Raw genomic sequence first — 11,362 nt, 5'->3', positions numbered from 1 at the left:
TCCGAGCAGGATACGACGCACGTACATGATGTGCGTGCCGCTCCGGGCAACGCGAGTGAGCCGAACGGGTGAGCGCCGGGTGAGAAACCATGCATGTGCGCATGCCCGTGTCGGCGCGTGCGCGGAGCGTGGCCGGAAGCCATCTCCCTGAGGCGCTGATACCCTGGTAGCCCGTGGACCGGTGGGCTCGAAACCCCCGAACCGCAGCGACGGCTCCCCCGGAAACCTCCGGCACAAACCGCTGGTGAAAGCCTCCGGGAGCCGCACCGCAACCCCAGACCGCGACCACGGGAGCCCCCTCTTGGCCATGCCGCCCGCTGCTTTTCGAAACAGCACCACGACGACCAAGCACATCTTCGTCACCGGGGGTGTCGCCTCCTCTCTCGGCAAGGGTCTGACGGCCTCCAGCCTCGGCATGCTGCTCAAGGCCCGGGGTCTGCGCGTCGTGATGCAGAAGCTGGACCCGTACCTCAACGTCGACCCTGGCACGATGAACCCGTTCCAGCACGGTGAGGTGTTCGTCACCAACGACGGCGCCGAGACCGACCTGGACATCGGCCACTACGAGCGCTTCCTCGACCGCGATCTGGACGGCTCCGCCAACGTCACCACCGGTCAGGTCTACTCGACGGTGATCGCCAAGGAGCGCCGCGGTGAGTACCTGGGCGACACCGTGCAGGTCATCCCGCACATCACCAACGAGATCAAGCACCGCATCCGCCGCATGGCGACGGACGAGGTGGACGTCGTGATCACGGAGGTCGGCGGCACGGTCGGCGACATCGAGTCGCTGCCGTTCCTGGAGACCGTCCGTCAGGTCCGCCACGAGGTCGGCCGGGACAACGTCTTTGTGGTCCATATCTCCCTCCTTCCCTACATCGGCCCCTCCGGTGAGCTGAAGACCAAGCCCACCCAGCACAGTGTGGCCGCCTTGCGCAACATCGGTATTCAGCCAGACGCGATCGTGCTGCGCTGCGACCGCGAGGTCCCCACTGCCATCAAGCGCAAGATCTCGTTGATGTGCGACGTCGACGAGGCAGCGGTGGTCGCCTGCCCCGACGCCCGCTCGATCTACGACATCCCCAAGACCGTGCACGGCGAGGGTCTGGACGCCTACGTCGTCCGCAAGCTGGACCTGCCGTTCCGTGACGTGGACTGGACGACCTGGGACGACCTGCTGGACCGCGTCCACAACCCCGACCACGAGATCACCCTCGCCCTGGTCGGCAAGTACATCGACCTGCCCGACGCCTACCTCTCGGTCACCGAGGCCCTGCGTGCGGGCGGCTTCGCCCACAAGGCCCGGGTGAAGATCAAATGGGTCACGTCCGACGACTGCAAGACCCCGGCCGGCGCCAAGGCCCAGCTCGCCGACGTCGACGGGATCTGCATCCCGGGCGGCTTCGGCGACCGCGGTGTGCTCGGCAAGGTCGGCGCGATCCGCTACGCCCGTGAGAACAAGATCCCGCTGCTCGGTCTCTGCCTCGGCCTGCAGTGCATCGTGATCGAGGCGGCCCGCAACCTCGCCGACATCTCGGACGCCAACTCCACCGAGTTCGACCCGGCCACCGCCCACCCGGTCATCTCCACCATGGCCGAGCAGCTCGACATCGTCGCCGGTGAGGGCGACATGGGCGGAACGATGCGCCTGGGCATGTACCCGGCCAAGCTGGCCGAGGGCTCCATCGTCCGCGAGGTGTACGACGACAAGGAGTACGTCGAGGAGCGGCACCGTCACCGGTACGAGGTCAACAACGCCTACCGCGCGGAGCTGGAGAAGAAGGCGGGCATCCTGTTCTCCGGCACGTCCCCGGACGGCAAGCTCGTCGAATATGTCGAGTACCCGCGTGACGTCCACCCCTACCTGGTCGCCACGCAGGCGCACCCCGAGCTGCGCTCGCGCCCGACGCGTCCGCACCCGCTGTTCGCCGGCCTCGTGAAGGCGGCGGTCGAGCGCCAGCGGGACGAGGGCGCGCGGAAGAATTCGAAGTAACACACCAGTTGTACGGTGGCCGGGGTGCAGACCTTCAAAGGTGGGCACCCCGGTTTTCTTTCGGCCGGTCCTCTGTGTGCGCAGCGGCCGGTCACCCTTGTACGTGTGGAAGGACAGGGCATGACGATCAAGGACACCCCCGAGGCGTGGGAGATCCGGGCGACACAGACCCCCTTCGTGGGCAACAAGACCTCCGTCCGCACGGATGACGTGGTCATGCCGGGCGGGTCCGTGGTCCACCGCGACTACCAGGTCCATCCCGGGTCCGTGGCCGTCCTCGCCCTCGACGAGGAGGACCGCGTCCTGCTCATCAAGCAGTACCGCCACCCCGTGCGGCAGAAGCTGTGGGAGATCCCGGCCGGCCTGCTCGACGTGCCCGGCGAGAACCCGCTGCACGCCGCCCAGCGCGAGCTGTACGAGGAGGCCCACGTCAAGGCCGAGGACTGGCGGGTCCTCACCGACGTGTACACGACTCCCGGTGGCTGCGACGAGGCGGTGCGGATCTTCCTGGCCCGCGATCTGTCCGAGGCCGACGGCGAGCGCTTCGCGGTGGAGGACGAGGAGGCCGACATGGAGCACGCGCGTGTGCCGGTCGACGAGCTCGTCCGGGGCGTGCTCGCGGGCGAGCTGCACAACAACTGCCTCGTGGTGGGTGTCCTCTCCCTGGTCGCCGCGAGGAACGGCGACGGACTCGACGCGCTGCGGCCGGCTCAGGCGCCGTGGCCGGCGCGTCCCTTCGAGGCGTGATCGGGAAAGTCGTTCTCGGAAAAAACCGTGACCGGGCGAACGCCCCCACCGGTGTGACGATCGCCTGATCCGATCGGGCGACGTCACCGCCGTGCTCCTCCCGGAACGTCGCAGAGCGTGAACTAGGCTCGGGAATCGCCCGATCCGGAGTCCCGGCGGGCTTGCGCGTGCGGTGGGACGGGAGTGTGGCCCGTGACGGATCAGGCAGTGGACACAGGCGGCGTGCAGCTGTCGGGACACGCTGCGCCAGAGGGCCATTTCCTGGGCCGCACCCGGGAGTTGAAGGAACTGCGCGCCGACATCGAGCGCGCGGGACTGGACACCATCTCCGGGAAGAAGGCCCCACGCGCACGCGTGCTCCTCATCGCCGGCCGGCCCGGCTCCGGGCGCACGGCGCTCGCCGAGGAACTCGTCCGGCAGATCGCCGGCCGATACCACGACGGCGTGCTGCGTGCCCGTCTCGGCGAGCCCGACGGCACCCCCGTGCCCGTCGAGCGCGCCGCCCGCGACCTTCTCGCCGCCCTGGACCTGCCGATCCCACCGGGCGCCTCCGAGGACGATCTGTCGGCCACCCTCCGCGAGGCCCTCGCCGAGCGGCGCGCGCTGCTCCTCCTCGACGACGCGGCCGGCGCCGAACAGGTCGACGCGCTGCTCCCGGACACCCCCGACTGCCTGGTCGTCGCCGTCTCCGCGGGCCCCCTCACCGGAATCGCGGACGTGCGCCCCTGCACGCTGGGCGGTCTGGACACCAAGTCCGCCCTCGACCTGCTGACCCGCTCCACCGGCTCGGTCCGCATCACCGTCGACCCGCGCGCCGCGGAGGGCCTCGTCGAGGCCTGCCAGGGCCAGCCCGCCGCGCTGATCCTCGCGGGCGGCTGGCTCGCCGCCCGCCCCAAGGCGGCCGTCGCCGACCTCGCCAAGCAACTGCACGCCGAGGGCGACGACGGGACACCCCTCAGCCGTGTGTTCCGGCTCGTGCACAGCACCCTGCCGCCGGCCGCCGCGCGGATACTGCGACTGCTCTCCCTCGCCCCGGCCGGGCTCGTCGACCCCCACACCGCCTCCGCGCTCGCCGGCTGCTCGATCGGTGCCGCCCGCACCACCCTGGACGACTTCGTCGCCCTCGGCCTGCTGCGGGCCGCGGACTCGCCCCTGCCCGAGTACGAGGTGCCCGGCTGCCTGCACCCCCTGCTGCGCGCCGCCGCCGAGACCCACGAGCGCCCGGGCGAGCTCCAGCTGGCCCGCGCCCGCATGCTGGAGCGGACGGTCCGGCTGCTGCAGTCCTGCCGGGCGATCACCGAGACGGACAGCCCGCAGGCCCGCGAGAAGCTCCAGGGTCTGCCCCGCGCCCTGCGCTTCCCCACTCCGCGCGCGGCCGCCGACTGGCTGCGCCTGCGCCGCCCCGCCCTGCTCGCCTCGGCCCGGCTCGCGGTCGCCGACGGAGAGCTGGACACCCTGGCCAGGCGTCTGATGTCCCAGCTGGTCAGGGCGATGGTCGCGCACTTCGGCACCCAGGCCGCGGCCCCCGACCTGTACGGCGTCCACCAGCTCGTGCTGGACGTGGCCGAGCGCCGGCGCCTGCCCCGCGAGAAGGCCGCCGCCCTGCTGAACCTGGCCGACGTGGACGCCCGGACCGGGCGGACGGCGGCGGCGCTGGTGCGCTACCGGGCCGCGCTGGACGCCGGACGCGAGGCGAACGATCCGTATGCGACCGGCCGCGCGATGGAATCCGTAGGCGGTGCGCACCTGGAGCTGGGGGACTACGAGCGGGCCGCCGACTGGTTCGGCCGGGCCCTCGCCCAGCGGCTCGCCCGCGACGAGCGGGCGGACGCCGCCCGCCTGTACGGCCGGATCGCCACCGCGCACACCTACGCGGGCCGCTACGGCGAGGCGCAGCGTGGCTGGCGGGCCGCGGCGGCCGGACACCGCAGAAACGGCGATGTCGCCGCACACGCGCGGGCGTTGAGCGAGCTGGCCCGGGTCCAGGAGTACGCGGGCCGGCCCGAGGAGTCGCTGCACACCTGCCAGGAGGCGGTGGAGTGGGCCCGCCGCGCGGGGGACCGGCGGTTGCAGGCCGCGCTGCAGCTGCGGCTGGCCGACACCCTGGACCACCTCGGCGACCCGGCGGCCGCCCGCCTGCACCGGGGCGCGGCCGAGCGCATCCTGGGAGAGGAGCTCCCGGACCGTGATCCGGAGCCGGAACAGCCGGAACACGACGCTAACGCCTGCGAAATCCGCAGTACATCCGCTGAAGATTGATGCATTGAAAGGCTAGACAGCGGGAACACCTTCATTAGACTGGCTCTGCCGCACGTTCTCCTGCGGTGTATCCCGGTGTGCCCCTTGCATCCGGGTTTCCCTTGCTATGCCCCACACCCTCTGAGCCAAGGACCGTGATCGACGTGAAGGTCGGCATCCCCCGCGAGGTCAAGAACAACGAGTTCCGGGTGGCCATCACCCCGGCCGGCGTGCACGAGCTGGTGCGCCACGGCCACCAGGTCGTCGTCGAACGCAACGCCGGTGTCGGTTCGTCGATCACGGACGACGAGTACGTCGCCGCCGGTGCCGAGATCCTGGAGACCGCCGACGAGGTGTGGGCCGCCGCCGACCTGCTGCTGAAGGTCAAGGAGCCCATCGCCGAGGAGTACCACCGCCTCCGCAAGGACCAGACGCTCTTCACCTACCTGCACCTGGCCGCCTCCAAGGAGTGCACGGACGCCCTCCTGGAGTCCGGCACCACGGCGATCGCCTACGAGACGGTCGAGCTGCCCAGCCGCGCACTGCCGCTGCTCGCCCCGATGTCCGAGGTCGCGGGCCGGCTCGCCCCCCAGGTCGGCGCCTACCACCTGATGCGCGCCCACGGCGGCCGCGGTGTGCTGCCCGGCGGCGTCCCCGGCGTGCTGGCCGGCCGGGCCGTGGTCATCGGCGGTGGCGTCTCCGGCTGGAACGCCGCGCAGATCGCCATCGGCATGGGCTTCCACGTGACCCTGCTCGACAAGGACATCAACAAGCTCAAGGAAGCCGACAAGGTCTTCGGTACGAAGATCCAGACGGTCGTCTCCAACGCCTTCGAGCTGGAGAAGGCCTGCCTCGAGGCCGACCTCGTCATCGGCGCCGTTCTCATCCCGGGCGCCAAGGCCCCGAAGCTGGTCACCAACGAGCTGGTCTCCCGGATGAAGCCGGGAAGTGTCCTTGTCGACATCGCGATCGATCAGGGCGGCTGCTTCGAGGACTCCCGCCCCACCACCCACGCCGAGCCGACCTTCCAGGTCCACAACTCGGTCTTCTACTGCGTCGCCAACATGCCCGGCGCGGTCCCCAACACCTCCACCTACGCGCTCACCAACGCGACGCTGCCCTACATCGTCGAACTCGCCGACAAGGGCTGGGTGGAGGCGCTGCGCCGTGACCCCGCGCTGGCCAAGGGTCTCAACACCCATGACGGCAAGGTCGTTTACCGGGAGATCGCCGAGGCGCACGGCCTGGAGCACGTGGAGCTCGACTCGCTGCTCGGCTGAGCCCCCAGCGCCCCCCACCTGGTAAGTCGCCAAGTCATCATGGAGTAAAAGGCGATTCGTCAACAGAGGTCGTCAACCTCGCACGGCCGGCCGGACCTTGCCCGACAAGGTCCGGCCGGATGTGTGTATGGTCACTTTGCGGCTCTCGGTCAACTCGCCTCGAACGTAACCCTTCGACCGATTCGCACACCGGTGAATCCTGCCGTGCGACGGCCGTACGCCCTTGACAGCGGGATGTTTCATTGCCGACACATCGGGCCGGGTCCGGCGGATTGTGTTGCTGCGGACCGCCGACACGCCATAGAGTCGCCAACCGTCGGCATGGTGCCACGCTGACCTGTCTAGAAGTTTCCTGGTCACCAAGGAGGTAAGACGACTTGTGAATGAGTCGACATTTGCTCCCGGGGGTGGTCAACCAGGAATGCCTACGCGGGGCCAGGGCTCCACGGGGCTCGAGGCTGTCGGCTCCGTCGCTGTCCGAACCTTCGCAGCCCACCAGAGCCAGAGAAGCCCCAAGACGGCTCTGTCAGCACACCAGAGCATGGATGGCCATCACGTGAACGCCATGGCCGGCGACGGAAGTGGCGCGCCCCACAACCACTTCGCCGACTACGACGAACTGCCCGACGGGCACTTCTACGACCCCGACGCCGAGTACGAGCCCGACCCCGAGTACGCGGCCACGCTCGCGCCCGACGCTGCCCGCCAGCGTCGCGAGCGCATCGGCCCGACCGGTCGCCCGCTGCCGTACTTCCCGATCCCGGGACCGCTCACGAACCACGGTCCCGCGACGATCATCGCGATGTGCAACCAGAAGGGCGGCGTCGGCAAGACGACGTCGACCATCAACCTGGGTGCCGCGCTCGCGGAGTACGGACGCCGGGTGCTGCTCGTGGACTTCGACCCGCAGGGCGCGCTGTCGGTCGGTCTCGGTGTCAACCCGATGGAGCTCGACCTCACGGTCTACAACCTGCTCATGGAGCGGGGCATGTCGGCCGACGAGGTGCTCCTGAAGACGGCGGTCCCCAACATGGACCTGCTGCCGAGCAACATCGACCTGTCCGCCGCCGAGGTCCAGCTGGTCTCCGAGGTCGCCCGCGAGTCGACCCTCCAGCGGGCGCTCAAGCCGCTGATGGACGACTACGACTACATCGTCATCGACTGTCAGCCCTCGCTCGGCCTGCTCACGGTCAACGCCCTGACGGCCGCGCACAAGGTGATCGTGCCGCTGGAGTGCGAGTTCTTCGCCCTGCGTGGTGTGGCGCTGCTGACCGAGACCATCGAGAAGGTCCAGGAGCGGCTCAACCCGGAGCTGGAGCTCGACGGGATCCTCGCGACCATGTACGACTCGCGCACCGTGCACAGCCGTGAGGTGCTCGCGCGTGTCGTCGAGGCGTTCGACGACCACGTCTACCACACGGTCATCGGGCGCACGGTCCGCTTCCCGGAGACCACGGTCGCCGGTGAGCCGATCACCACGTACGCCTCCAACTCCGTCGGCGCCGCCGCCTACCGTCAGCTCGCCAGGGAGGTGCTCGCCCGGTGTCACGCCGAGTGAGTCTGCCGGGGGCCGACGAACTCTTCCGTACGACAGGGGGAACGGCGCTGCAGCCGTCCGCACCCCGGCGCCAGGCCAACGGCGAGGCCCGGGTCCCCGCTCCCGCGGGGGAGAGCGACGGGGTGGCGGCCGCGACCGCCGAGGACGCGCCGCAGGCCGTGCCCGCACAGGGCGGTGACGGCGAGGGCGCCGAGCATGTGGCGGCCGACGCGGAGCAGGCCGACGCCGGGGAGTCGCGCAGCCGGGCCGCCGGCGCGGAGCGCTCCGCGCGACGTCAGGGGGCGCAGGAAGGTTCTGCCGCGCCCGGTGCCGGTGCCGCAGCCACTGCCCAGCCGCGCAAGCGTGGGCGGTCGTCGACGCGCCGGCCCAGCGGCCGGGAGCGGCACGACGAGAAGATCACGGTGTACGTGTCCGCCGAGGAGCTGATGGACCTCGAGCACGCGCGTCTGGTGCTCCGCGGTGAGCACGGGCTCGCGGTCGACCGGGGGCGGATCGTCCGGGAGGCGGTCGCGGTCGTCCTCGCCGATCTGGAGACCCGGGGGGACGCCAGCATCCTCGTACGTCGGCTGCGTGGGCGGTAGCGGTAGCCTGCGGAGGCCATGACCTCGAACGACGTTCCCGCCTCCGGCCCCGGCGCAGCAGCCGGCGGTCGTCGGCGTGCGCTGGGTCGGGGACCGGGGGCTCCGCCGGTCGAACCGGTTGTCTCCCCTGCGGCGCCTGAGGAGCCGCCGGTCCCCGATGCGCTGCCGGAGCGTGAGCCCGAGGACGTCGTACCGGAGCCCGAGGCCGAGCCCGTCGTACCGGAGCCCGAGCCTGGGGCAGCGGAACCGGAGCCCGTCGTGGCGGAACCGGAACCGGCGCCCGAACCGGAATCCCCCGGGGAGCCTCCGGCACCCGTCGGCTCGGCGCCGTCCGACGGCGTCTTCAAGGTTCGGCTCGCCAACTTCGAGGGCCCCTTCGATCTGCTCCTCCAGTTGATCTCCAAGCACAAGCTGGACGTCACCGAGGTCGCGTTGTCGAAGGTGACCGACGAGTTCATGGCGCACATCCGGGCGATGGGGCCGGACTGGGACCTGGACCAGACGACCGAGTTCCTGGTCGTGGCCGCGACGCTGCTCGATCTGAAGGCGGCCCGGCTGCTGCCCGCCGCGGAGGTCGAGGACGAGGCGGACCTGGCGCTGCTGGAGGCCCGCGACCTGCTGTTCGCGCGGCTGCTGCAGTACCGCGCGTACAAGCAGGTCGCCGACATCTTCAACGGCAAGCTCGTCGCGGAGGCCCGCCGCTACCCCCGTACCGTCGGCCTCGAACCGCACCACGCCGAGCTGCTGCCCGAGGTGGTCATCAGCATCGGCGCGGAGGGGTTCGCGAAGCTCGCGGTCAAGGCGATGCAGCCCAGGGCCAAGCCGCAGGTGTACGTCGACCACATCCACGCGCCGCTGGTGAGTGTGCAGGAGCAGGCCGGGATCGTGGTCGCGCGGCTGCGGGAGCTCGGGGAGGCCAGCTTCCGCACGCTCGTGGAGGACACCGACGACACCCTGACCGTCGTGGCGAGGTTCCTGGCGCTGCTGGAGCTGTACCGGGAGAAGGCCGTCGCCCTCGACCAGGAGACCGCGCTCGGGGAGCTGCTGGTGCGCTGGACGGGCGGGGACGGGGACGAGACGCCGCGGGTGACCGACGAGTTCGACCGGCCGCCCGAGGAGCCCAAGGAGGAGAAGAAGCCGTGAGCGAGGAGACCACCGAGGTCCCGGCCGGGCTGCGCACCGTCGCCGACCTCGACCTCAAGCCCGCCCTGGAGGCCGTCCTGATGGTCGTGGACGAGCCCGCGACCGAGGAGCACCTGGCGAAGATCGTGGAGCGGCCGCGGCGGCAGGTCGCGGACGCGCTGCGGGAGCTGGCCGACGAGTACGCCGTGCAGGGGCGTGGCTTCGAGCTGCGGTTCGTCGCCGGCGGCTGGCGTTTCTACACCCGCGCCGAGTACGCCCCGGCCGTCGAGCGCTTCGTCCTGGACGGGCAGCAGGCCCGCCTCACCCAGGCCGCGCTGGAGACCCTGGCGGTCGTCGCCTACCGCCAGCCGGTCAGCCGCAGCCGGGTCTCCGCCGTCCGCGGAGTGAACTGCGACGGCGTCATGCGCACCCTCCTGCAGCGCGGTCTGGTCGAGGAGGCGGGCACGGAACCCGAAACAGGTGCGATCCTGTACAGGACGACGAACTACTTCCTGGAGCGGATGGGCCTGCGCGGTCTGGACGAGCTCCCGGAGCTCGCGCCCTTCCTCCCGGAGGCGGAGGCGATCGAGGCCGAGACCCAGGAAGGCGTACCGTCGTTCGATCCGGACGCCCCGGACACGGAGGCTCCGGCCACGGACGACGGTCCTGCGACGGACATGCCTAAAAGGACAACGACGGAACTTTGATGCGAAGCAGCGGCAGCGGTAGCGGCAAGAGCGGCGGGCGCGGTAACTACCGCGGCGCCGGCAACAACAGGGACCAGAAGCAGGGCGAGGGGCGTCCGCGCAAGCCCCGTCCCGAGGAGCGCCGCTACGACGTGGGTCCCGGCGCCTCTCCGGACGGCCCGAAGTCGGGGCGCGGCGGCGCGGCTCGCGGCGGCGCCAAGGGCGGCCCGAAGAAGCCCCAGCCGCAGGGCGGGCGTACGGCCCCCGCGCGCTCCCGGGAGTACGAGGCACGGGCGGAGGAGCGCAACCGTGAGCGGTACGCCGGCAAGAAGGACGTCAAGCTGCCCAAGACCTTCCCCGGCGCCGAGCAGGAGGGCGAGCGGCTGCAGAAGGTCCTCGCGCGCGCGGGCTACGGCTCCCGGCGCGCCTGCGAGGAGCTGATCGAGCAGGCGCGGGTCGAGGTCAACGGCGAGATCGTCCTGGAGCAGGGCAAGCGGGTCGACCCGGAGAAGGACGAGGTCAAGGTCGACGGCCTGACCGTCGCCACGCAGTCGTACCAGTTCTTCTCGCTGAACAAGCCGGCCGGTGTGGTCTCCACGATGGAGGACCCCGAGGGCCGGCAGTGCCTCGGGGACTACGTCACCAACCGCGAGACCCGGCTCTTCCACGTGGGGCGGCTCGACACCGAGACCGAGGGCGTCATCCTGCTCACCAACCACGGTGAGCTGGCGCACCGCCTGACCCACCCCAAGTACGGCGTGAAGAAGACCTACCTCGCCGCCATCGTGGGCCCCATCCCGCGCGACCTGGGCAAGAAGCTCAAGGACGGCATCCAGCTGGAGGACGGCTACGCGCGCGCGGACCACTTCCGGGTCGTCGAGCAGACCGGCAAGAACTACCTGGTCGAGGTGACCCTGCACGAGGGGCGCAAGCACATCGTGCGTCGCATGCTGGCGGAGGCCGGCTTCCCGGTCGACAAGCTGGTGCGGGTCGCCTTCGGCCCGATCACCCTCGGCGACCAGAAGTCGGGCTGGCTGCGGCGGCTGTCGAACACCGAGGTCGGCATGCTGATGAAGGAAGTCGACCTCTAGGGATCGACCTCCAGGGATCGATCGACCTCAAGGGCTTGTGACCTACCCGCACCCCCTTTTATAGTC

At 70.6% G+C, this 11,362-nt stretch carries 9 protein-coding genes; all 9 read left to right on the top strand.

What is annotated here, in order from left to right; genetic code table 11:
• Positions 1–307 precede the first annotated feature (307 nt).
• The gene (gene pyrG / locus IE263_RS41725; protein ID WP_189943352.1) at positions 308–1,993 is read left to right on the top strand and encodes a CTP synthase; all 1,686 of its coding nucleotides are present in this window, start codon (positions 308–310) and stop codon (positions 1,991–1,993) included.
• Between the two features lie 120 nt (positions 1,994–2,113).
• Positions 2,114–2,740, top strand: coding sequence for an NUDIX domain-containing protein (locus IE263_RS41720; RefSeq protein WP_189943335.1), 627 nt, complete (start codon positions 2,114–2,116; stop codon positions 2,738–2,740).
• Positions 2,741–2,932: 192 nt separating this feature from the next.
• Positions 2,933–4,999 carry a tetratricopeptide repeat protein gene (locus IE263_RS41715; protein WP_189943334.1) on the top strand — a complete coding sequence of 689 codons (2,067 nt, stop codon included), beginning with the start codon at positions 2,933–2,935 and terminating at the stop codon, positions 4,997–4,999.
• 134 nt (positions 5,000–5,133) lie between these two features.
• Positions 5,134–6,258 (top strand): alanine dehydrogenase, encoded by a 1,125-nt coding sequence (ald, locus tag IE263_RS41710; protein ID WP_189943333.1) that lies wholly within the window; start codon positions 5,134–5,136, stop codon positions 6,256–6,258.
• Positions 6,259–6,679: 421 nt separating this feature from the next.
• Entirely contained in the window at positions 6,680–7,816 is a 1,137-nt protein-coding gene (locus IE263_RS41705; protein WP_189943332.1) for a ParA family protein, read from the top strand.
• The gene (locus IE263_RS41700; RefSeq protein WP_189943331.1) at positions 7,801–8,397 is read left to right on the top strand and encodes a hypothetical protein; all 597 of its coding nucleotides are present in this window, start codon (positions 7,801–7,803) and stop codon (positions 8,395–8,397) included. The genes IE263_RS41705 and IE263_RS41700 overlap by 16 nt, the downstream gene beginning before the upstream one ends.
• 18 nt (positions 8,398–8,415) lie before the next feature.
• Positions 8,416–9,540 carry a segregation and condensation protein A gene (locus IE263_RS41695; RefSeq protein WP_189943330.1) on the top strand — a complete coding sequence of 375 codons (1,125 nt, stop codon included), beginning with the start codon at positions 8,416–8,418 and terminating at the stop codon, positions 9,538–9,540.
• The gene (scpB, locus tag IE263_RS41690; RefSeq protein ID WP_189943329.1) at positions 9,537–10,226 is read left to right on the top strand and encodes an SMC-Scp complex subunit ScpB; all 690 of its coding nucleotides are present in this window, start codon (positions 9,537–9,539) and stop codon (positions 10,224–10,226) included. The genes IE263_RS41695 and scpB overlap by 4 nt, the downstream gene beginning before the upstream one ends.
• Positions 10,226–11,296 (top strand): pseudouridine synthase, encoded by a 1,071-nt coding sequence (locus IE263_RS41685; RefSeq protein WP_189943328.1) that lies wholly within the window; start codon positions 10,226–10,228, stop codon positions 11,294–11,296. The genes scpB and IE263_RS41685 overlap by 1 nt, the downstream gene beginning before the upstream one ends.
• The last annotated feature ends 66 nt before the right edge of the window (positions 11,297–11,362 follow it).

Source organism: Streptomyces aurantiogriseus (genome assembly GCF_014649375.1).
Classification (GTDB): Bacteria; Actinomycetota; Actinomycetes; order Streptomycetales; family Streptomycetaceae; genus Streptomyces; species Streptomyces aurantiogriseus.
This window is presented reverse-complemented; position numbering and strand designations above follow the sequence as displayed.

Excerpts from the sequence above, each read along its gene's own strand:
- IE263_RS41695 (WP_189943330.1), top strand. The coding sequence starts at position 8,416 with ATGACCTCGAACGACGTTCCCGCCTCCGGCCCCGGCGCAGCAGCCGGC.
- IE263_RS41685 (WP_189943328.1), top strand. The coding sequence starts at position 10,226 with ATGCGAAGCAGCGGCAGCGGTAGCGGCAAGAGCGGCGGGCGCGGTAAC.
- pyrG (WP_189943352.1), top strand. The coding sequence starts at position 308 with ATGCCGCCCGCTGCTTTTCGAAACAGCACCACGACGACCAAGCACATC.
- IE263_RS41705 (WP_189943332.1), top strand. The coding sequence starts at position 6,680 with ATGCCTACGCGGGGCCAGGGCTCCACGGGGCTCGAGGCTGTCGGCTCC.
- IE263_RS41720 (WP_189943335.1), top strand. The coding sequence starts at position 2,114 with ATGACGATCAAGGACACCCCCGAGGCGTGGGAGATCCGGGCGACACAG.